Source organism: Cellulosimicrobium sp. NPDC057862, assembly GCF_042797035.1.
GTDB lineage: Bacteria > Actinomycetota > Actinomycetes > Actinomycetales > Cellulomonadaceae > Cellulosimicrobium.
Genome location: NZ_JBHVMH010000021.1, coordinates 19082 through 40466 on the forward strand (window position 1 = coordinate 19082; position 21385 = coordinate 40466).

Sequence of the window (21385 nt, forward strand, 5' to 3'; positions counted from 1 at the left end):
GGATGTTCGGTCGTGTTCGATCATGTTGGATTTCTCGGCGATGTGGACAATACTGTTCGCATGCTCGCCTCACAGCGCCAGGAGCGCATCCTCGCGGAGATCCGGGACCACGGTGCGGTCCGCATCGGGGACCTGACCCGGGAGCTCGGCGTCTCGGACATGACGATCCGGCGCGACCTCGTGGAGCTCGCCGACCAGGGTCTCGTCCGCAAGGTCCACGGCGGCGCCGTCGCGCCCCACACGACAGCGCACGAGCCGGGCTTCGCCGCCAAGAGCTCGCGCGAGGCCGCGGAGAAGGAGGCCATCGCGACGGCCGCCGCTCGCCTCATCACCGCGAACGCGTCGGTCGCGCTGAGCGCCGGCACGACGACCCACCTGCTCGCCGCCCGCATCGCCGCGGACCCCGCGCTGCGCCCCCTGACGGTCGTCACGAACTCCCTCCCGGTCGCCGAGATCCTGCACCGCGCGAACGACCCACGCCTGGAGACGATCCTCACGGGCGGCAGCCGCACCCCGTCCGACGCGCTCGTCGGCCCGCTCGCAGAGGCCGCGCTCGCGGGCCTGCGCGTCGACCTCGCGTTCGTCGGCGCGCACGGCGTGGACCCGGAGATCGGGCTCACGACCCCCAACCTGGACGAGGCCGCGACCAACCGTGCGCTCATCGAGTCCGCGGGTCGCACCGTCGTCCTCGCCGACCACACGAAGTGGCACACGACCGGTCTGCGCGTCTTCGCGACGTTCGCCGACGTGGACGTCCTCGTCACCGACGCCGGGCTCGCGGAGGACGAGCGCGCCCGGGTCCAGGACCTCGTCGAGCAGCTCGTCGTCGCCTGACGACGGTCCCGCAGCCGCCTCTCCCCTCCCCGCACCGCGATCGGACCCGCACGCATGAACCCGCACCTGCGCCGCACCTCGACCCGCCTCGCCGACGGCCGCGAGCTCGTCTACTTCGACGACTCGCCCGCGTACGTCTCGGGTGAGCGCTCACGTCGGCTCGACGACCCGCGGCCGCTGCCGGACCGGTTCGCCCCGGTCCCCGGTCCCGACGGCACGTCGCGCCCGTACGTCGGCCCCGAGATGCGCCGCGACCCGCTCACGGGCGACTGGGTCCCCCTCGCCGCGCACCGGATGAACCGCACGTTCCTCCCCGCCGCCGACTCGTGCCCGCTGTGCCCCGCCCGTCCGGGCGCCGCCTACTCGGACGGCGAGGTCCCCGACACCGACTACGACGTCGTCGTCTTCGAGAACCGCTTCCCGTCGCTCCAGCGCGTGCCCGGCGTCGCCGACGCCGTGGTCGAGGACGCGCCGCTCCAGCTCCACGCCCCGGCCGCGGGCCGGTGCGAGGTCGTGTGCTTCTCGAGCGACCACCGCACCTCGTTCGGCGCGCTCTCGCCGCAGCGTGTGCGCACGATCATCGACGCGTGGGCCGACCGCACCGCGGTGCTCGGGGCAGAGCCCGGCGTCGAGCAGGTCTTCTGCTTCGAGAACCGGGGCCAGGAGATCGGCGTCACTCTGCACCACCCGCACGGGCAGATCTACGGCTACCCCTACGTCACACCGCGCACGCGCGCGCTGCTCGACGAGGCGCGCGAGCACCACCGCCGCACGGGCCGCAACCTGCTGCGCGACGTGCTCGACTCCGAGCTCGCGGACGGGCGTCGCGTCGTGCTCGAGACCGAGCACTGGGTCGCGTACGTGCCGTTCGCGGCGCGCTGGCCCGTCGAGGTCCACCTCGCCCCGCGCCGCGACGTCCCCGACCTCCCCGCGCTCACCGACGCCGAGCGCGACGACCTCGCCACCGCCTACCTCGAGCTCCTGCGCCGCCTCGACCGGTTCTTCGAGACGGCCGACGGCGACCCCATCCCGCTCCCGTACATCGCCGCGTGGCACCAGGCCCCCGCGCACGAGGGCCGCTCCGTCGCGGACGGCGGCACGGACGACGTGACCCTCGCCCGGCTCCACCTCCAGGTCTTCTCCATCCTGCGCGCACCGGGCAAGCTCAAGTACCTCGCCGGCTCGGAGTCGGGCATGGGCGCGTGGATCAGCGACACGACGCCCGAGCGGATCGCGGCGCGCCTCCAGGAGCTCGCCCCGTCCAGCGCCGCACGCGGGTGGGTCCGGTCGTGGTCGGACGACGACGGCGCGGCCCGGGCGCGCGCGGTCCTCGCCGCCGCGTTCGGCGAGGACGCCCCCCGAGACGGCGACGCGCCGACCGGCGAGGACCCGGACGAGGTCCACGTCTGGGCCGCGCCGGGTCGCGTCAACCTCATCGGCGAGCACACCGACTACAACGCGGGCCTGTGCCTGCCGATCGCGCTCCCCCACCGCACGTACGTCGCGCTGCGCCCGCGCCCGGACTCGGCCGTCCGGCTCGCGTCGGCCCAGGCGCCCGGCGAGACGTGGACGACGACGCTCGAGGACGTCGCCCCGGGCACGGTCTCCGGGTGGGGGTCGTACGTCGCCGGCGTCGCGTGGGCGCTGCGCGAGCACCTCGTCGCGCAGGGTGCCGACCCCGGCACGGTCACGGGCTTCGACGCGGCGGTCGACTCGAGCGTCCCGTTCGGCGCCGGGCTCTCCTCGTCGGCCGCGCTCGAGTGCGCGGTCGCGGTCGCGCTCGACGACGTCGCCGGGCTGGGCCTGGCCTCGACCGACGCCGGCCGCGCCGCCCTGGCCGCCGCGAGCATCCGTGCCGAGAACGAGATCGCCGGCGCCCCGACGGGCGGGATGGACCAGTCCGCGTCGCTGCGAGCGCACGCCGGGCACGCGCTGCTCCTCGACTGCCGGCCCGGACTCGACCCCGTCGAGTCCGCCGAGCAGGTGCCCTTCGACCTGGACGCCGCGGGGCTGGCCCTGCTCGTCGTCGACACGCGCGCCGAGCACCGGCTCGTCGACGGCCAGTACGCGGCGCGGCGCGCCACGTGCGAGGACGCCGCCCGCACGCTCGGGCTGGATTCCCTGCGCGAACTCGCCGACGACGTTGCCGCGAGCGACGACCCCGCCGGGGCGCTCGCCGTCGCCCTGGAGAAGCTGCCCGACGACGTCGCGCGCCGCCGTGTGCGTCACGTCGTCACGGAGATCGGCCGGGTGCGCGACCTCGTCGCGCTGCTGCGCGACGGCCGGCCCGACGCGGTCGGGCCGCTCATGAACGCGTCGCACGCGTCGCTGCGCGACGACTACGAGGTCTCGAGCGTCGAGCTCGACGTCGCCGTGGACGCCGCACGCGTCGCCGGCGCCCTCGGCGCGCGCATGACCGGCGGCGGGTTCGGCGGCTCCGCGATCGCGCTCGTCCGCGCCGACCAGGTGGAAGCCGTCGCCGACGCCGTCCGCGGGGCGTTCGAGCGCGAGGGCCTCGGCGCCCCCGGCTTCCTCCTCGCGACCCCGTCCGCACCGGCCGAGCGCGTCGCCTGACCGAGCACGACCTCACACGCCGCCGAGCACGACTCGAGGGTCGCTGTGCCGCCACATGGCGACCCTCGTGTCGTGCTCGGCGGGGGCGGACCGTCTCAGACGTCGTAGGTGACGACGAGCGGCGCGTGGTCGCTCCAGCGATCGTCGTGCGACGGTGCGCGGTCGACCTCGACCTTGACCGCGCGCTCGGCGAGCGCCGGCGTGGCGAGCTGGTAGTCGATGCGCCAGCCGGAGTCGTTGTCGAACGCGCGCCCGCGCCACGACCACCACGTGAACGGGCCGGGGCCCTCGCCGCCGTGGACACGACCGAGGTCCACGAGGCCGACCTGGTCGAGCCAGACGTCGACGTACGCGCGCTCCTCCGGGAGGAAGCCGGCGCTCTTGAGGTTGCCCTTCCAGTTCTTGATGTCGACGTTGTGGTGGGCGATGTTGAGGTCGCCCGCGAGCACGACCTTCTCCCCCGTGGCCGCGAGCTCGCGCAGGCGGGCCGTGACCTTCTCGAGGTAGGCGTACTTCGCGACCATCGTCTCCGGCTGGCTCACGGTGCCGGAGTGGATGTACGCGGAGATGACCGTGACCCGGCCGCCGTCGGGCAGCTCGAGGTCCGCCTCGACCCAGCGGCCAGTGTCGACGGGCGGCTCCGGCTCGCCGGCGCCCAGGCCGACGCGCACGGCCGAGACGGGCAGCCGCGAGGCGACGGCGACGCCGGCCCGGCCCTTGAGGTCGCACGCCTGGTGCGCGACGTGCCACCCGTCGAGGAGGTCGTTCACGACCGAGTCGGGGGCACGGACCTCCTGGAGCAGCAGGACGTCGGGCGTACGGGACGCGATCCAGGCGTCCATCCCGCGGCGGTACGCGGCGCGGATCCCGTTGACGTTGGCGGTGGCGATGGTGAGCAAGTCGGCTCGTCCTCCCTCGATGACGGTCGCGCGCGGCCGTCAGACGGTCGCGGCACGCCGGCCATCCCATCACACGCCACCGACAGGACGGGTCCCCGGCGTCACGCGGGCGGCGTGGCCTCGCTCACGCTCACGAGGGCGACGCGGGCGGGCCGGAACGCGCCGGCGAGCACCGCCGACACGGCGGCGAGCACGGCGAGGGCGACGAACCCGACCCGGAGGTGATGGGCGGTCGCGAACACGCCCGTGAGCACGCCGCCGAGCACGGCGCCCGCGTAGGTGAAGACGTTGAGGCGCGCGACCGCGCGGTCCGTGACCGTCGCGACGACCCCGGCCGGCGGCTCCGCCGACTCCCTGCCCGTGCCCGTCGCCACCGCCTCACGGGCGCGGTCCCCGATCGCGGAGAACGCGAGCGGCGCGACGACGCCGAGCCCGAGCCCGGTCGCCGCCAGCCCGAGCACCGCGACGGGCCAGGCGGGGGCCGCGGCCACCGCGACGAACCCGAGGGCGCCGAGCGTGCCTCCCCAGCGCACGACCCGCACGCGGCCGAGTCGTTCGACGAGACCGTCCCCGACGAGCCGCGACACGATGAGAGCCGCCTGGTACGCCGCGTACCCCAGGGGTGCGGCGGCGGCGCTCGCCGCGAGGACGTCGCGCAGGAACGTCGCGCTCCAGCTGGACACGGCCGAGTCGGCGACGGGGAACGCGAGCATCCCCGCGCCGAGCAGCGCGATCGTGCCCGCCGCGACCCAGGTCACGGTCCCGAGCTGCGCGGGGCCGCGGTCGTCGCCCGCCACCCCGACCGCCACCGGTTCAACCTCGGTCGGTCGTTCCGCGCCCGGAGTCCCGCCCGTGGCCACCGCACCCGGGACGGTCGTGCCGCCGTCGGGCAGGCGCACCGCGAGCCAGACGGCGCCCGCGGCCACGAGGAGCGCCACGAGTGGGAGCGCGACGGGCTGGCCGAGCCCGACGAGCGCGCTGCCCGAGACGGCGAGCGCGCCCAGCACGCCCCCGGCGGCGTTGGCCGCGTAGAACGACGCGAGCAGGCTGCGGCCGTGCGCGCGCTCGACGTCGATCCCGAGCATGTTCATCGAGGCGTCGACCGCGCCGAGCGCGAGCCCGTACAGCCCGATCGCCACGAAGAAGACCGGCCACGACGGCGCGAGCCCGACGCCCGCGACCGCGAGGGCGGCGAGCAGCAGGCCGCCCACGACCACGACGCGGGCGCCGCGGAGCGCCGCCACGACGCCGGACAGCGCGCTGCCCAGCCCGGCGAAGACGCACACGCCCAGCACGACGAGCGTGACGACGTCGTCGCCCATGCCGAGCCGTTCCTTGTACCCGGGGATGCTGGTGAGCACCACGGCGAACCCGAAGCCCTGCACGGCGTACGCCGCCGTCGTCGCGATGCGCGCCCTCGTCACCCGCGCAGACTAGCGCCTGCGGGTCGTCCCGGGAATGCCGCAGGGCGCGGCCGTGCTGGTCCACGGCCGCGCCCTGGGAGGAGGTCAGGCGGAGGCGCGCTCCGCCGCGTCGACGACGTTCGCGAGGAGCATCGCGCGCGTCATGGGCCCGACCCCGCCGGGGTTCGGCGAGATCCAGCCCGCGACCTCGGCGACGTCGGGCGCGGCGTCGCCGACGACCCGGCTCTTGCCGGTCTCCGGGTCGACCTCGCGCGAGACGCCGACGTCGATGACGACGGCGCCCGGCTTGACCATGTCGCGCGTGATGATGCCCCGGACGCCCGCGGCCGCGACGACGACGTCGGCGCGGCGGACGAGGTCCGCGAGGTCCGTCGTCCCGGTGTGCGTGAGCGTCACGGTCGCGTTGACGGCGCGGCGCGTGAGCAGCAGGCCGATCGAGCGGCCGACGGTCACGCCGCGGCCCACGACCACGACCTCCTTGCCCGCGAGGGAGATCCCGTGCCGCTCGATGAGCTCGATAATCCCGCGCGGCGTGCACGGGAGCGGCGAGGTGACCTCCTCGTTGACGCGCAGGACGAGGCGCCCGAGGTTGGTCGGGTGCAGCCCGTCCGCGTCCTTGGCCGGGTCGATGAGCTCGAGCACGCGGTTGGTGTCGATGCCCTTCGGGAGCGGGAGCTGCACGATGTACCCCGTGCAGGCGGGGTCCTCGTTGAGGCGGCGGACGGCGGCCTCGATCTCCTCCTGCGTCGCGTCGCCGGGCAGGTCCTCGCGGATCGAGGACAGGCCGACCTCGGCGCAGTCGCGGTGCTTGCCCGCGACGTACCACTGCGAGCCCGGGTCGTCGCCGACCAGGAGCGTGCCCAGGCCGGGCACGACGCCCTTCCCGGCGAGGACCGCGAGGCGGTCCTTGAGCTCGGCCTTGATGGTGGCGGCGGTCGCCTTGCCGTCGAGGAGCTGGGCACTCATCCGGGGGCTCACTGCTGCAGGCCCGGGTACAAGGGGAAGTCGGCCGTGAGCTTCTGCACGCGGGCGCGCAGGGCGTCGGCGTCGGTCGCGGCGCCCTCGCGGAGCGCGGTCGCGATGATCTCCGCGACCTCGGTGAACTCGGCGTCGCCGAAGCCGCGCGTCGCGAGCGCGGGCGTGCCGATGCGCAGGCCGGACGTGACGCGCGGGGGGCGCGGGTCGAACGGCACCGCGTTGCGGTTCACGGTGATGCCGACCTCGTGCAGGAGGTCCTCGGCCTGCTGGCCGTCGAGCGCGGAGTGGCGCAGGTCGACGAGCACGAGGTGCACGTCGGTGCCGCCCGTGAGGACGGAGACGCCGGCCTCGGCCACGTCGGCCTGGGCGAGGCGGTCGGCGATGATGCTCGCGCCGCGCAGCGTGCGCTCCTGGCGGTCGCGGAAGTCGTCCGAGCCCGCGATCTTGAACGACACGGCCTTGGCCGCGACGACGTGCATGAGCGGGCCGCCCTGCTGGCCCGGGAACACGGCGGAGTCGATCTTCTTGGCGTACTCCTCCTTGCTCAGGATGAAGCCGGAGCGCGGTCCGCCGATCGTCTTGTGCACCGTGGAGGACACGACGTCCGCGTACGGCACCGGGGACGGGTGCAGGCCCGCGGCCACGAGGCCCGCGAAGTGCGCCATGTCCACCCAGAGCTTCGCGCCGACCTCGTCCGCGATCTCGCGGAACGCGGCGAAGTCGAGGTGACGGGGGTACGCGGACCAGCCCCCGATGATGACGTCGGGGCGCGTCTCGAGCGCCTGCTTGCGGACCTCGTCCATCTCGATGCGGTAGGACTGCGGGTCCACGCCGTACGCCGCGACGTCGTACAGCTTGCCGGAGAAGTTGATCTTCATGCCGTGCGTGAGGTGACCGCCGTGCGCCAGCTCGAGGCCGAGGATCTTGTCGCCCTTGTTGATGAGCGCGTGCAGCACGGCGGCGTTGGCCGTGGCGCCCGAGTGCGGCTGGACGTTGGCGTGCTCGGCACCGAACAGGTCCTTGGCGCGGGCGATCGCGAGGTTCTCCGCGACGTCGACCTGCTCGCAGCCGCCGTAGTAGCGGCGGCCCGGGTAGCCCTCGGCGTACTTGTTGGTGAGCACGGAGCCCTGCGCCTGCAGGACGGCGCGCGGGACGAAGTTCTCGGACGCGATCATCTCGAGGGTGTCGCGCTGGCGCGCGAGCTCCCCGTCGAGGACGGCCGCGATCTCGGGGTCGAGCTCGGCGAGCGGGGTGTCGAGGACGTTGTCGGCTGGCTGGGCGCTCATGGCGTCTCCTCCGCGGGTGCTTGGCAGTGTGTCGTCGGTGGTCACGTTCCCGGCTCGCCGGGTACGCCCCACCAGGGGGTGACCCGGGGCCCAGGCGAACGACCCGTCGTCTGCACAGCGTGTCGCTCCCCGGTGGTGATCCACCCTGCCCGGGCGGAGTTCCACCGGGCGGCGCCAGTCACGACGCGTCGATCCTAGCGCACGGCCCGTCGCCGGGTCCCGGGCTCTCGCCCGGGCCCGGCCTCGCCTGCTCCTGCCCGGCTACTCCTGCCCGACGGCGTCGGACTCGTTGCGCGCCTCGGCCTCGCCCAGGATGCGGCGCAGGTAGGTGTAGGTGAGGTCGCCGGCGGCCTTGTCGTACTGCTCCTCGTAGCCGTGCTTGGTGTACATCGCGAGGTTCTGCTTGGAGTCCTTGCCCGTGAAGACCCAGATCTCCGACGTCTGCTCGGGCAGGTAGGGCAGCACCTCGAAGAGCATCTGCGTCCCGATGCCGCGGCCCTGCATGTCCGGCGCGACCGCGAGCCGGCCGAGCGTCGCCTTGCTGTCCTCGATCTCGACGCGGACCGAGCCGACCAGGCGCGGGCCGAGCCACGCCCCGATCGTCACGACGTCCTCGCGCGCGAGGTCCTCGCGCAGCTCGTGGAGGGTCTGGGTCAACGGGGGGATGTTGGGGTCCTGGTAGAGCTGCGCCTCGGTGACGAACGCCGCCCGCCGCAGGGTCAGGAGCTCACCGGCCTCGGCGTCGTCGACGAGGCGGGTCGTGATCTGCGCGTCGTTCATGAAGACATCGTGTCAGACATCGCGCGGCGCGACCGCGCGTGTCCGGGTGATGTCAGGCTGCCGGACGGCGGCCTCGTCAGCGCCGGGACGCGGCTACCCTCTGAGGGGTGTCCACGACAGATCCCCGTGGCGCCGACGTCCCCGACACCTCGGCGCTCCGCACCGCGCAGCCCCCGACCGGCGACCCCACGCACTGGGTCCTCACGCTCTCGTGCCCGGACGGGCCGGGGATCGTGCACGCCGTCGCCGGCGCGCTCGCCCGCCTCGGCGGCAACATCACGGAGTCGCAGCAGTTCGGCGACCCGCTCTCGGGGCTGTTCTTCATGCGCGTGCAGGTCACGGCGGCCGCGGAGCGCGCCGAGCTGGAGCGCGCGGTCGAGGAGGTCGCGGCCCGGTTCGCCATGACGTGGCAGCTCGACGTCGTCGGGCGCCGGGTCCGCACGCTCCTCATGGTCTCCAAGGCGCCGCACTGCCTCGTCGACCTGCTCTACCGCGAGCGCTCCCAGGGCATGCCGATCGAGGTCGTCGGCGTCGTCGGCAACCACCGCGACCTCGAGGACATCGCCACGTTCTACGGCAAGCCGTTCCACCACGTGCCCGTCACGCGCGACACCAAGGCCGACGCCGAGGCACGCCTGCGTGGGCTCGTCGCCGAGCTCGACGTCGAGCTCGTCGTCCTCGCGCGATACATGCAGATCCTCTCGGACGAGCTGTGCCGCGAGATGCCCGGTCGCATCATCAACATCCACCACTCGTTCCTGCCGAGCTTCAAGGGCGCACGCCCGTACGCCCAGGCGCACGACCGCGGCGTCAAGCTCATCGGCGCGACGTCGCACTACGTGACGGGCGACCTCGACGAGGGCCCGATCATCGAGCAGGACGTCGAGCGCGTCGACCACTCGCGCCGCGTCGAGGACCTCGTGGCGATCGGCGAGGACGTGGAGCGGCAGACGCTCGCGCGCGCCGTGCGCTGGCACGCGGAGCACCGCGTGCTCCTGGACGGGCACCGCACCGTCGTCTTCCGCTGAGCCGCGGGCTCCCGCCGGGCTTCCCGGCACCTCTCCCTGCACGACGGCGACCCCCGCCACGTCCGAGGACGTGACGGGGGTCGTCGCGCGGCGGCGTGCCGGTACGCCGTCGCCTCCCGGTCGCTCAGAGCGAACGGGTCACTTGGTGAGCTCCTCGAGGGTGGGGTCACCCGCGTAGACCTCGGCCGCGTTCTCCTGCGTGACGATGACCGGCTCGAGGAGGAAGGCCGGGACGACCTTGACGCCGTTGTCGTAGGACTCGGTGTCGTTGATCTCCGGCTCCTCGCCCGCCTGGAGCGCCTTCACCGCGTTGATCGACTCCTCGACGAGCTTGCGCGTGTCCTTGTAGATCGTCGAGTACTGCTCACCCGCGACGATCGACTTGACCGACTCGACCTCGGAGTCCTGGCCGGTGATGACCGGGGTCTCCTTGCCGGCCTGCTTGGCCGACGTGAGCGCCGCGCGGGCGAGCGTGTCGTTCGGCGACAGGACGCCGTCGATCTCCTTGTCGGAGTAGCTGCCCGACAGCACGGTGTCCATGCGCTTCTGCGCGTTCTCGGCCTTCCAGCCCTGCGTCGCGACCTGCTCGAACGACGTCTGGCCGGACGGGACGACGAGCGTCCCGTCCTCGATCTTCGGGTCGAGCACGCTCATGGCGCCCTCGAAGAACGGCGTCGAGTTCGCGTCGTCGGGCGAGCCGGCGATGAGCTCGATGTTGTACGGGCCCTCACCCTTGCGCTCGGCGAGGCCCTGCAGCAGCGCCTCGCCCTGGAGCACGCCGACCTGGTAGTTGTCGAACGCGATGTACTCGTCGACGGCGTCCGTGTTCTTCACGAGACGGTCGTAGGCGATGACGGTCGCGCCGTTGTCCTTCGCGTTCTTGAGCTGGGTCCCGAGCTGCGACCCGTCGATGGCGCCGACGATGATGACCTTCGCGCCCTGCTCCACCATGGCGTCGATCTGGCTCTGCTGCTCCGAGACGCCGCCGTTGGCGAACTGGACGATCGGCTTGAAGCCGGCCTCGGTGAGCCCGTCGTTGAACAGCTGCTCGGCGAGCACCCAGTTCTCCGAGGTCTTCTGCGGGAGGGCGACACCGATGGTCGCGCCCTCCTCGAAGCCGGCAGCCGCGGACTCGCCGCCGCCGGTGGAGTCGCCACCGGCGTCGCCCCCGCGGTCGGAGGAGCAGCCGCTGAGCACGAGCGCGCTCGCGGCGGTGAGCGCCAGGAGCGTCGTGGTGAGCTTCTTCATGGGTACCACTTTCTTGTCGGGCATCCGTCGTCGGATGCGGTCAGGGGTCGTGCGGTGGGTGGGACGTGAGGGATCGGTCAGGTCAGCCCTTGGCGGCGGTGGCCCCGGCCTCGACCGGAACCTCCGGCTGGGCGTCGTCGGCGCCCGTGACGGCTCCGGTGCCCTTGTCGCGCCGCGACGGGAAGATCAGCGCGATGATCGACGGCCGACCCTGCACCTTGTTGTAGACGTCGAACGCGACCGCGATGAGGAGCACGAGGCCCTTGATGATCTGGGTCATGTCGGAGCCGACGCCCATGAGCTGGAGACCGTTGTTGAGGACGGCCATGACGAGGCCGCCGATGACCGAGCCGACGACGGTGCCCACGCCGCCGGAGACCGCGGCCCCGCCGATGAAGACCGCCGCGATCGCGTCGAGCTCCCACATGTTGCCGTCGAACGGGCCGGAGGCCGTCGAGCGGCCGATGAAGATCATCCCGGCCAGCGACGCGAGGATCGACATGTTCATCATGACGAAGAAGTTGGTGCGCTTGATGTTCACGCCGGACAGCGCCGCCGCCGCCCGGTTGCCGCCCACCGCGTAGACGTGGCGACCGGTGATGGTCCGCGACGCCACGAACTGGTAGACGACGACGAGCAGGACCAGCACGAGCGCGGGGACCGGGAACGATGTGCCGACGCGGCCCGAGCCGTAGAGGTACGTGAGGTAGGCGATCACGGCGCTGAAGAGCACGACGCGCGTCACGGCGACCGAGGTCGGGACCGGCTCGGCGCCGAGCTTGCGGGCGCTCGCGCGGCGGCGGAACTCCGACCAGACGACGGCCGCGATCGCCAGGACGCCGAGCAGGAGCGTCGAGTTGTTGAGGCCGGTGTTCGGCCCCCACTCGGGCAGGTAGCCGCCACCGAGGGTCTGGAGCTCCTGCGGCACGGGCACCGTGTTCGACTTGCCGATGAACTGGTTGAGGCCGCGGAAGAGCATCATGCCGGCGAGCGTGGTGATGAAGCCTGGGATGCCGACGTAGGCCACCCACCACCCCTGCCAGGCGCCGATGACCGCGCCCACGCACAGCCCGAGGAGGATGCCCAGCCACCACGGGATGCCCCAGTCCCGGATGGCGATGGCCACGATGATGCCGGTCACGGCGGCCACCGACCCGACCGACAGGTCGATGTGGCCCGCGATGATCACGAGGACCATGCCGATCGCGAGGATGAGGATGTAGGAGTTGCCGTTGAGCAGGTTCTGCGCGTTGCTCGGCGTGAGGACCCGCCCGCCCGTGGCGATCTGGAAGTAGATGACCAGGGCGAGGAGCGCGAAGAGCATGCCGAACTGGCGCGCTCCCCCGCTCAGCAGCTGCTTGATGGACGACATCGTCGGTGGTTCCTTCTCGGTTGCGATGCGGTGGCTGGTTGGGGGGACGCGCTCAGGCGGCGGCGTCGGAGGGTGCGTCGCCGGGCGTCCCGGTCATGAGGCGCATGAGCCCCTCCTGGGTCGCCTCCGACCCGGGGACCTCGCCCGTGATCCGCCCCTCGAAGACGGTGTAGATGCGGTCGCACAGGCCGAGGAGCTCGGGCAGCTCGGACGAGATGACCACCACGCCGCGGCCCGCGTCGGCGAGCTTCTGGACCAGGCCGTAGATCTCGTACTTGGCGCCCACGTCGATGCCGCGCGTCGGCTCGTCGAGGATGAGGAGCTCGGGCTCGGTGTACATCCACTTGGCGAGCAGGACCTTCTGCTGGTTGCCGCCCGAGAGCTTGGCGACGCCCTCGTGCACGCTCGGCGCCTTGATGGAGAACGCCTTGCGGTACGACTCGGCCGCGACGAACGCTGCGTCCTGGTCGATGACGCCCGCCTTCGCGATGCGCGGCAGGTTCGCCGCCTGGATCGTGCCGAGGATCGTGTCGAGCAGGTTCAGCCCCAGCGCCTTGCGGTCCTCGGGGACGTAGGCGATCCGGTTCTCGATGGCCGAGAGCACCGTGGGCATGGACACCTCGCGGCCGTCGATGCGCACGACGCCGGACTTGTAGCGCCCGTACGACCGCCCGAAGAGCGACCGCGCGAGCTCGGTGCGGCCGGCGCCCATGATCCCGGCGAAACCGACGATCTCGCCGCGGCGGACGTGGAACGTCGAGCCCTTGCACACGTAGCGGCCCGGCACCTCGGGGTGCTCCACGGTCCAGCCCTCGACCTCGAAGAAGGTCTCGCCGATGGACGGCGTGTGCGCCGGGAAGCGCGACTCGAGCGAGCGGCCGACCATGCCGCGGATGATGCGGTCCTCGTCGACGGCGTCGCCCTGGACGTCGAGGGTCTCGATCGAGCGACCGTCGCGGATGATCGTGATCGAGTCGGCGACCTCCTCGATCTCGTTGAGCTTGTGGGAGATCATGATGCTCGTCAGCCCCTTGGACCGCAGGCCGCGCAGCAGGTCGAGCAGGTGCTCGGAGTCCTCCTCGTTGAGCGCGGACGTCGGCTCGTCGAGGATGAGCAGGCGCACGTCCTTGGCGAGGGCGCGGGCGATCTCGACGAGCTGCTGCTTGCCGACGCCGATGCTCTTGATCTGGGCGTCGGGCGACTCCTGGAGGCCGACGCGCGCCATGAGCTCCTCGGCGCGCTGGCGGGCCGCGCCCCAGTCGATGCCGAACGCCCCCTTGACCTCGTTCCCGAGGAAGATGTTCTCGGTGATCGAGAGCTCGGGGATCAGGGCGAGCTCCTGGTGGATGATGACGATCCCCGCGTGCTCGCTCGACCGGATGTCCTTGAACTGGACCTCCGCACCGTCGTAGTAGATGTCGCCCGAGTACGTCCCGTGCGGGTACACGCCCGAGAGCACCTTCATGAGCGTCGACTTGCCGGCGCCGTTCTCGCCGCAGATCGCGTGGATCTCGCCGGCTCGCACCCGCAGGTTCACGTCGTCGAGGGCGCGCACGCCCGGGAACTCCTTGGTGATGCCTCGCATCTCGAGGATCACGCGCTCGTCCGTCATCGGACCTCCTCCTGCCGAGGACAGCTCGCCGCGCACCGACGCGCCGCGTACCCGGACACCCTCAGCGCCGCCCGAGCGGGCCTGACGTTATGCCGGTCACGTTCTTGGCGTCAACTCCTGAACGCAAGGATCGCCAGAACCGTGACCAAACAGCGACCTAAGTCCTGACAGCGCTGTCTGTTTCGTGGCGATGTGAGCGCAAACATCGCGATAGCGCTCCCATGGAGTCAGGCCATGAAGTCGCGAGAGCGCTCCCGCGATGTGACAGCGCTAACACCGCGGTGTGGGTGGTGCAACGTCGACGGGGGTGCGGGTCCCGCCCGCGCTACGCGCGGAGCAGAGGGAGCTTGAAGCCCTCGTGCGACTGCTCGTAACCGAGCGACCGGTAGAACCGGTGGGCGTCGGCCCGCTGCTTGTCGGACGTGAGCTGGGCGAGCGTGCAGCCTCGCGCGACGCCCCACGCGTGGGCCCACGTCATCATCGCGCGGCCGACGCCTTGCCCGCGGAGACCGCGGTCGACGCGGACCGCCTCGACGAGGAGCCGAGACGCCCCGCGCCGGGAGATCCCCGGGATCACGGTGAGCTGCATCGTGCCGACGACCTCCCCGTCGAGCTCGACCACGACCAGCTCGTTGTTCGCGTCGGCGTCGATCGCCGCGAACGCCGCCTCGTGCTCGGGACCGACCTCCCCCGTCCGGGCGCGGGCGATGGCGTCGTCCGCGATGAGCGCGACGACCCGCGGCAGGTCGGCCGCCACGGCCGTACGGAACGAGAGACCCGTCATCGGGCCGGGGCCGGTCGAGGACATGCTGCTCACGCCTCGTGACCGTACCAGCCGTGGAACGAGCCACCGCGGCGGGCCCGAGGCCGGACGAGCATGCGGTCGTCGCCCGTCCTGAGGCCAGGACGGGCGACGACCGCATGGTCGGCGGGTGGAGAGTCAGGACGACGCTTCGCCGTTCAGGAGCAGGTGAGCCCCTCGTGCTCGACGGTGAAGGACGAGGTGACCTCCTCGCCGTCGACCACCGCGGTGGCCGTGACGACGGCCTCTCCCGCCGCGACGGTCTTCGCCCGCGTCGCGAACGACTGGTAGGCGTTCTTCCTGGCTGCGACCTTCGTGAACGCCCTCTCGCCGAACGGCGTGGAGAGCGTCAGGTCCACCGTGACGGCGCCGTCGTTCGTCGCGCGGACCGCGACGTACGCCTTGCCCGCGAGGCAGCGGGGCTGCACCTCGACGGAGACGGGCAGGTCGCCACCCGCCTGCGGCTCGACGAGCACCGCGACGGTGCGCGCCGGGACCGTGACGGTCCCGGAGGCCGCGTCCCACGTGGTGCCCCGCACGACGGCGTCGCTCCCCTCGGCCTGGACCGGCGAGAGCACGTACTCGCGGCCCGCCAACGCGGACAGCGGGACGGTGACCTCGTCCGGCGAGGCGTTGAAGACGGCGAGCAGCCCGTCGAGCGCCGGGTCGACGTCGTCGCCCGCCGTGTCGTCGACCGACATCGCGATCACGCCGGGCACCTGGTCCGGACCGGCGTCGGGGAACGACACCTTCTCCCGGATCAGGTCCGCGTCGCCGAGCCGGAAGAGCTCGGAGGAGTGCCGCAGCCGCAGGAGATCCTCCGCCTGCGCCGACGCGGTGGCGATGTCGTCGGGCGACGGCTCGAGCGCCGGATCCGCGAGGAGCGGGGCCATGAGCGGCCACTTGTCCTCGTTGTCGGCCGCCATCGGCAGGCCCTTGCCGAACCCGTTGTCCTGACCCGTCCAGTCGATCGCGTTGAACCAGTCACCCGAGTCGTAGCTGTTGCGGTCGAGCGACTTCGACCGCAACAGGTCCGTGCCCGCGTGCCAGAACGACGGCGTCTGGGAGAGCGCCGCGGTCGCGAGCGAGACCGTGTTCATCCGCACGCGCTCGTCCATCGGCGTGTCGGCCGGGAGCTTGAGCGTGAGCAGGTCGAACAGCGTCTCGTTGTCGTGCGCGTCGACGTACGTCACGACCTCCTCGGGTGAGTCGGCATAGCCGGCCGGTGCCCCGCGGTAGTCGATCTCGTCGCCGCGCTTCTCCTCGCCCGTCGACGTGACCAGCGTGTAGTCGCGCAGGTTGCCGGCGAGCCCGAGGCGCACGAGGTCGGTCTGATGGCCGAGGTCGGCGAGCTCGTCCGCGGAGCCGTCGTTCACGGTCCCCGGCTCTCCCGCCCGGGCGGGCTGCCCGTTCGGGTCGGTCGCCAGGCCCGTGCCGAAGCCCTGCGTGAACGTCGAGGCGCCGTCGACGGGCGAGCCGCCGTGCACGGCGTCACGCAGCCGGTCGGAGAACGTCCCGATGCCCGTGCCGCCGAGCTGGCCCTGCGTGGCCTGCTCGAACAGCGCGTTGCCCGCGACCTCGCCGAAGTCCCAGCCCTCGCCGTACAGGTAGACGCTCTTCCCGTCGACGCCGTCCTCGGCGAGGGTGAGCTCGTCGAGCGCGGCCCGGACGTCGAGCATGTTCTGCTTCGAGTGGTGCCCCATGAGGTCGAAGCGGAACCCGTCGACCTTGTAGTCCTGGGCCCACGTGACGACCGAGTCGACCATGAGCTTGCCCGCCATCGCGTGCTCGGTCGCGACGTTCTGGCAGCACGTGCTCGTCTCGACGGAGCCCGTGGTCGGGTTCTGCCGGTGGTAGTAGCCCGGCACGACCTTGTCGAGGACCGACTTCGCGTCCTGCCCGCTCGCCGCGGTGTGGTTGAACACCTGGTCGAGCACGACCTGCAGCCCGGCGCCGTGGAGCGACCCGACCATGGTGCGGAACTCCGCCACGCGCGCGCCGCCGTCCGCGTCGACCGCGTACGACCCCTCCGGCGTGCTGAAGTGCCACGGGTCGTAGCCCCAGTTGAAGCCGTCCTGCGCCTGCACCGCCGCGACCGCGGCCTGCTGCTCGGTCGAGTCGGGAGCGAACCCGGAGAGGTCGCCCGTCGTCTTCTGGGCGGCACGGTCCTCGGGGATCGACGCGATGTCGAACGTCGGGAGGAGGTGCACCGTGGTGAGGCCCGCGTCCGCGAGCTCGCGCAGGTGCGTCATGCCGGCCGAGTCCCGCTCTGCGAACGCGAGGTAGGTGCCGCGCCGCTCGGCGGGGACCGTCTCGTCGGAGATCGAGAAGTCGCGCACGTGCAGCTCGTAGATCGTCTGGTCCACCGCGCGCTCGACGACCGGGGCGGGCGTGCCCTCCCAGGCGCTCGGGCGGAACGCGGGGTCGTCGAGGTCGACGGCCACCGAGTGCGTGGAGTCGAGGGTGAGTCCCACCGAGTACGGGTCGGTGACGACGTTCGTCTCCACCTTCCCCGTGCTCGGGACGTAGACCCGCACCTCGTAGAGGTAGCGCGCACCCTTCCAGCCGACGTCGGCGCCGCCGAGCTTCTTGTCGGCGGCCCTGCCGTCGAGCGTCCACGTGCCGTCGGACTGGCGCGCGGCCTCGAACCGGCGCGGGTCGTCGTCGAGCGACGCCCCCGCGGGCCACGCGAGCACCGAGACCGCTTTCGCGGTCGGGGCCCACAGCGCGAACGACGCCCACTTGCCGTTGGCGTGCCACGAGACGCCGAGCTCGCGCTCGGCCGCGTCCTGCGCGAACAGGTCGTCGACGACGCCCGGCACCTGGACGCCGGTCGCGGCCGTGAGGACGCCGTCGTCGGCCCGGGTCACGAGGAGCTGGCCGGTGAGCGCGGCCTCGGCCGCGGCACGGTCGAGCGGCTCGCCGTCGTCGAGCACGCGCAGCGCGGTGTGCCCGGCGAGCGCCGGGAACTCGGCGGCGACGTCGTCGGGCAGGCCCGCCGGGTCCACCTCGAGCGTGTACGACGCCGTGCCTTCCGGAGCCTGCACCTCACCCTCCGTGCTGCCCGGGGAGACGGTGATCCCGCCGTCCGGCGCGGCCCAGAAGGTCCACTCCTCACCGGTGCCGAGGTCCCCGGGCCAGGCGACCAGGTCCGCACGGACCCAGTGCGCCGCCTGCTGACCGGTCCCCGGCAGCGGCGGGTTCGCCACCTCGATGGTCAGGACGTGGGTCGCGAGGTCGTACGAGAACGTCACGTTCTCGCCGTCGCCCACGGAGAACTGGTAGTTCGCCCCGTCGGGTGCGCCGCCCACGCCGTAGTTCTCGGCCCAGCTCAGGCCGTGCGCGACCTTGCCCTCGTATGCGCCGGCCGCGAGGCGGTCGGTCGACCAGGTGTAGGTGCCGTCGCCGTCCGGGTCCTTGAGCCAGGACGCGAGGCAGTCGGGCGCCCACGAGGCGGGGCAGCCGACCTGGTCCTGGAAGGAGCCCGGCAGCGTGACGATCGGCCCCTGAGCGGTGCTCGAGAAGTCCTTGCTCACCGGGTCCCAGTAGAACGTGACCGGGCCGCCGGTCGTCGTGTACGTCGCGTTGCCGCCGTCCTGTACGCCACCGACGCCGTAGTTGACGGTCCACGACCCGTTGAGCGCGACCTTGTACTCGTACGTCCCGGCCGGGACGTCGAACGTGCCCGCGTAGACGCCGTCGGCGCGCTGGGTGAGCTTCGCGGCCTCGCACGCCGGGGCCCAGTCGCCCGCGCAGCCCATGGCCGCGTTGTGGCTCCCGGGAACGGTCACGAGGTCGATCTCGGGCTCGGGCTCCTCGCCCACCACCCCGCTCACGTCGACCCCGACGCTCGCGAACGTCGACGCGGCGGCACGGTCGCCGTCGGCGTCGGTCGTCACGGCGCGGTACTCGACCAGGGTGCCCTCGGCCAGTCCCGCGACGTCGTGGAAGACGCGCGGTGCCGTGTCCTCGGCCGTGCCGAGCGGGTGCCACTCGGCGCTCCCGACCTCGCGCCACGCGAACGACGTCTCGGCCCACGCGTCCGTGTCGACGGTGGCCGCCACGGGAGCGACCCCGGTCACCGCTCCCCCGGCCCGCGGCACGCTGACCGCGATCTCGCCGGACGAGTCCGCGCCGACCTCGCGGTCGGCCCGCAGCACGACCGTGCCCGTCGCCGGGACGGTCAGCGTGACGGTGCCGTCGGCGTCCGCCGTGACGGGCTGGGCAGACTCGCCGTAGAGCGCCTCGTACGAGGCGCCCGGCGTCAGGGTCGTGAACGTCGCCGAGCGCTCGTCGGCCGCGTTGTTCAGCGCGACGAGGTGCTCGACCTTCTCCGTACGGTCGACGCGGCTGAAGGCGTACACGCCCGCGCCGTTCTCGACGTAGCGCTCGACCTGAGCCCCGTCGGCGAGCGCCGGGTGCGCCTCGCGCAGCGCGGCGAGCTCGGCGATGTGCGCGTAGAGCGGGGCGTCGGTGCCGAAGCGGTCGACGCTGCCGGCCTGCTCGCCGGTGACGAGCGGCTGGGCGGCGTACTCGTCCACCTGCGTCGCGAACAGCGTCTGGCGCGCGTCCTTGTCGCCGCCCTTCCCCGCGAAGCCCTGCTCGTCGCCGTAGTACACGACCGGCTGCCCGCGGGTCAGGTACATGAGGTCGTGCGCGAGCTCGTCGCGCGCGAGCGGGTCGTCGGTGCTCGCGAGCATGTACCCGACGCGGCCCATGTCGTGGTTGCCGAGGAACGTCGGCAGCGCCTGCGCGTTCGTCGTGGGCGTCGTGTACATGTCGTCGCTCGCGAAGAGCGAGGCGAGGCCCTTGGCGCTGTTGCCGCTCGCAAAGCTCGTCGCGGCGGACTGGAACGTGAAGTCCAGCGTCGAGCTCATGTCGGTCTTGCGCACGTAGGGCGAGAGCTTCGCCGCGTCGGCGTCGTACACCTCGCCGAACATGAAGAAGTCGTCCTTGCCCTGCGCGTGCGCGTAGTCGAGGACCTCGGTGGTCCACGTCTCCCAGAACTCGAAGTTCACGTGCTTGACGGTGTCGATGCGGAAGCCGTCGATGCCGAGGTCGATCCAGTCCTGGTAGACGTCGACGAACCCGTCGACGACCGTCGGGTGCTCAGTCATGAGGTCGTCGAGGCCGTCGAAGTCCCCGTACGTCACCGACTCCCCGGTCCACGTCGAGTTGCCCCGGTTGTGGTAGAGCGTCGGGTCGTTGAGCCAGCCCGGGACCTTGAGGTCCTCCTTGCCCGCGGGCACCACCGGCGTGTACGGGAACGACGTCGCGGCGTCCAGCGCCGGGAAGTCGCCCGTGCCCGCGTGGTCCGCCGGGTCGAACACCGTGCCGTCGGCGTCGCGGTACGGCGACGTGGCCTGGTCGACGTACGAGTACTGCTTCTGCTCGTTGTCGATCACGTCGGCCGTGTGGTTCGTGATGATGTCGAAGTAGACCTTGATCCCGCGGTCGTGCGCCTCGTCGATGAGCGCCTCGAGCTCGGCGTTGGTGCCGAGGTGCGGGTCGATCTGCGTGAAGTCGGTGATCCAGTAGCCGTGGTAGCCCGCGGAGGCGTCGGCGCCGGTGCCCTGGACCGGCTGGTTCTTGAACGACGGCGTGAGCCAGATCGCCGTCGTGCCCAGGCCCTCGACGTAGTCGAGGTTCTGCCGCAGGCCCGCGATGTCGCCGCCCTGGTAGAAGCCCTTGTTCGTCGGGTCGTACCCGGAGACGAGCGGGTCGTCGCCGAGCCCGGCGGTGTCGTTCGACGGGTCGCCGTTGGCGAACCGGTCCGTCATGACGAAGTAGAAGCGCTCGTCGGACCCGGGCTGGCGCACGGGCGGCACCACGAGGTCGGCGTCCTGGGCCTCGTCGTAGCCGCCGGCGAGCCCGAGCGGCGTGAGGGCGATGCGGTGCGTCGCCTCGTCGAACGTGACGCGGACGGTCGCGTCGCCGCCGAGCACGAGCGGCGCGTTGTCCTGGCCGCCGTCGCGGCCGTACGCCTCGTCCCAGGCGTCGTCGAACGCGACCTTGTACTGGTACGTCCCAGCGGGTAGGTCGAAGTCGGCGGACCACACGCCCGCGGCGTCGGTGGGCGCGAGCTCGGTCGCGTCGCACGCGGGGTCCCAGTCGGCCGCGCAGCCGAGCTCGGACTGGAGGTCGCCCACGAGGGCGAGCGTGCGCTCGTCGGCCCCCGCCGCGGGGGCGGCGAGCGCGGCGAGCGTGACGCCCGCCAGGCCGGAGGTGGCGAGCGCGACGGCGGTGACCGACGCCGTCGTACGGGACCCGCGCGAGCGACGGGCCGGAGGGTCGGATGGGTGGGGCGACGGTGTGCGCGGGACGCGGCGACGTCGCGGCGTGGAGGTCATGAGGACTCCCTCGTCCGGTGGCTGGTGCGGGGCCGCAGGCATGAGCTGGCACGAACCGGTGGACGCGGACGACGGAGACCGACAGCGGGCGACGTCGACCGCGGCTTCTCAGCGTACGGCTGAGCCGAACTGTACTGCTTGCAGAAAGTTGCAGCAAGGTTTGGCAACCAGGGCGCGCACCTCTCCTGCACCACCTCC

At 72.5% G+C, this 21385-nt stretch carries 13 protein-coding genes, 1 pseudogene and 1 riboswitch; of the genes and pseudogenes, 4 read left to right on the top strand and 10 right to left on the bottom strand.

All coding sequences use genetic code 11. The features are described from left to right. The first annotated feature begins 60 nt into the window (after positions 1-60). The 3 genes and pseudogenes from ACFVN3_RS18580 to galK all read left to right on the top strand — a co-directional run bounded on the left by ACFVN3_RS18580 (position 61) and on the right by galK (position 3408). On the top strand, positions 61-834 hold the full coding sequence (locus tag ACFVN3_RS18580) for a DeoR/GlpR family DNA-binding transcription regulator (RefSeq protein ID WP_378234454.1): 774 nt from the start codon (positions 61-63) through the stop codon (positions 832-834). Between the two features lie 54 nt (positions 835-888). Continuing rightward, positions 889-2091 (top strand): annotated as a pseudogene (gene galT / locus ACFVN3_RS18585) (galactose-1-phosphate uridylyltransferase); the annotation flags it as partial. Then, positions 2065-3408, top strand: coding sequence for a galactokinase (gene galK / locus ACFVN3_RS18590; protein ID WP_378234481.1), 1344 nt, complete (start codon positions 2065-2067; stop codon positions 3406-3408). The pseudogene galT and the gene galK, both read left to right, overlap by 27 nt. A gap of 95 nt (positions 3409-3503) precedes the next feature. Here galK and ACFVN3_RS18595 read toward each other — a convergent pair whose 3' ends face one another. The 5 genes from ACFVN3_RS18595 to ACFVN3_RS18615 all read right to left on the bottom strand — a co-directional run bounded on the left by ACFVN3_RS18595 (position 3504) and on the right by ACFVN3_RS18615 (position 8775). Then, positions 3504-4307: an exodeoxyribonuclease III gene (locus ACFVN3_RS18595; protein ID WP_378234455.1), complete on the bottom strand. Its 804-nt coding sequence runs from the start codon at positions 4305-4307 to the stop codon at positions 3504-3506. Between the two features lie 101 nt (positions 4308-4408). Then, a complete protein-coding gene (locus tag ACFVN3_RS18600; RefSeq protein ID WP_378234456.1) occupies positions 4409-5731 on the bottom strand; it encodes an MFS transporter in 1323 nt (440 codons plus the stop codon). A gap of 84 nt (positions 5732-5815) precedes the next feature. Continuing rightward, on the bottom strand, positions 5816-6697 hold the full coding sequence (locus ACFVN3_RS18605) for a bifunctional methylenetetrahydrofolate dehydrogenase/methenyltetrahydrofolate cyclohydrolase (protein ID WP_378234457.1): 882 nt from the start codon (positions 6695-6697) through the stop codon (positions 5816-5818). Positions 6698-6705: 8 nt separating this feature from the next. Next, on the bottom strand, positions 6706-7995 hold the full coding sequence (gene glyA, locus ACFVN3_RS18610; RefSeq protein WP_378234458.1) for a serine hydroxymethyltransferase: 1290 nt from the start codon (positions 7993-7995) through the stop codon (positions 6706-6708). 81 nt (positions 7996-8076) lie between these two features. Next, positions 8077-8187, bottom strand: a riboswitch (ZMP/ZTP riboswitch). A 69-nt stretch (positions 8188-8256) separates the two neighbouring features. Beyond that, on the bottom strand, positions 8257-8775 hold the full coding sequence (locus tag ACFVN3_RS18615; protein WP_378234459.1) for a GNAT family N-acetyltransferase: 519 nt from the start codon (positions 8773-8775) through the stop codon (positions 8257-8259). A gap of 107 nt (positions 8776-8882) precedes the next feature. Here ACFVN3_RS18615 and purU point away from each other — a divergent pair, with 107 nt between their 5' ends. Beyond that, complete coding sequence (gene purU, locus ACFVN3_RS18620; protein WP_336721966.1) at positions 8883-9803, top strand: formyltetrahydrofolate deformylase; 921 nt, start codon at positions 8883-8885, stop codon at positions 9801-9803. A gap of 138 nt (positions 9804-9941) precedes the next feature. Here purU and ACFVN3_RS18625 read toward each other — a convergent pair whose 3' ends face one another. The 5 genes from ACFVN3_RS18625 to pulA form a co-directional block, all read right to left on the bottom strand. Next, complete coding sequence (locus tag ACFVN3_RS18625; RefSeq protein ID WP_378234461.1) at positions 9942-11051, bottom strand: substrate-binding domain-containing protein; 1110 nt, start codon at positions 11049-11051, stop codon at positions 9942-9944. 82 nt (positions 11052-11133) lie between these two features. Then, complete coding sequence (gene mmsB / locus ACFVN3_RS18630; RefSeq protein ID WP_047234069.1) at positions 11134-12423, bottom strand: multiple monosaccharide ABC transporter permease; 1290 nt, start codon at positions 12421-12423, stop codon at positions 11134-11136. Between the two features lie 52 nt (positions 12424-12475). Then, entirely contained in the window at positions 12476-14035 is a 1560-nt protein-coding gene (mmsA, locus tag ACFVN3_RS18635; protein ID WP_378234462.1) for a multiple monosaccharide ABC transporter ATP-binding protein, read from the bottom strand. Positions 14036-14360: 325 nt separating this feature from the next. After that, a complete protein-coding gene (locus ACFVN3_RS18640; RefSeq protein ID WP_378234482.1) occupies positions 14361-14843 on the bottom strand; it encodes a GNAT family N-acetyltransferase in 483 nt (160 codons plus the stop codon). Between the two features lie 152 nt (positions 14844-14995). After that, a complete protein-coding gene (gene pulA, locus ACFVN3_RS18645; protein WP_378234464.1) occupies positions 14996-21187 on the bottom strand; it encodes a pullulanase-type alpha-1,6-glucosidase in 6192 nt (2063 codons plus the stop codon). Positions 21188-21385 lie beyond the last annotated feature (198 nt).

Bases quoted from the DNA above. Each gene is read 5' to 3' on its own strand.
- ACFVN3_RS18580 (WP_378234454.1), top strand. From the start codon at position 61: ATGCTCGCCTCACAGCGCCAGGAGCGCATCCTCGCGGAGATCCGGGAC.
- ACFVN3_RS18640 (WP_378234482.1), bottom strand. From the start codon at position 14,843: ATGTCCTCGACCGGCCCCGGCCCGATGACGGGTCTCTCGTTCCGTACG.
- ACFVN3_RS18605 (WP_378234457.1), bottom strand. From the start codon at position 6,697: ATGAGTGCCCAGCTCCTCGACGGCAAGGCGACCGCCGCCACCATCAAG.
- ACFVN3_RS18625 (WP_378234461.1), bottom strand. From the start codon at position 11,051: ATGAAGAAGCTCACCACGACGCTCCTGGCGCTCACCGCCGCGAGCGCG.
- mmsA (WP_378234462.1), bottom strand. From the start codon at position 14,035: ATGACGGACGAGCGCGTGATCCTCGAGATGCGAGGCATCACCAAGGAG.
- ACFVN3_RS18615 (WP_378234459.1), bottom strand. From the start codon at position 8,775: ATGAACGACGCGCAGATCACGACCCGCCTCGTCGACGACGCCGAGGCC.
- mmsB (WP_047234069.1), bottom strand. From the start codon at position 12,423: ATGTCGTCCATCAAGCAGCTGCTGAGCGGGGGAGCGCGCCAGTTCGGC.
- glyA (WP_378234458.1), bottom strand. From the start codon at position 7,995: ATGAGCGCCCAGCCAGCCGACAACGTCCTCGACACCCCGCTCGCCGAG.
- pulA (WP_378234464.1), bottom strand. From the start codon at position 21,187: ATGACCTCCACGCCGCGACGTCGCCGCGTCCCGCGCACACCGTCGCCC.